Origin of the sequence: Rhizobium ecuadorense (assembly GCF_001187535.1) — a bacterium.
Classification (GTDB): Bacteria; Pseudomonadota; Alphaproteobacteria; order Rhizobiales; family Rhizobiaceae; genus Rhizobium; species Rhizobium ecuadorense.
In genome coordinates, this window is sequence record NZ_LFIO01000938.1 from 1 (window position 1) to 223 (window position 223).

The following is a 223-nucleotide window of genomic DNA, read 5'->3' on the forward strand; positions in this document are numbered from 1 at the left end:
ATGCTGTACCCTGCGCAATGACCTTCTGACGGAAGTACGACGACTGGCAGAGGAGCGGCGATACGACTATCTGTTGATCGAAGGCACCGGCATTGCCGAGCCATGCCCGATCGCGGCAACCTTTTCCTTCCGCGACGAGAACGGCGTCTCGCTCGCCGATTTTGCCAGCCTCGACACAATGGTCACCGTGGTCGATGCCGCAAACCTGTTAGCTGACTACAGC

General features: G+C 58.7%; 1 protein-coding gene. It reads left to right on the forward strand.

Features of this window, described 5'->3' with window-relative positions:
• A partial coding sequence (locus AF337_RS16635; protein WP_280138854.1) for a GTP-binding protein occupies positions 1 to 223 on the forward strand: 223 nt, incomplete at both ends.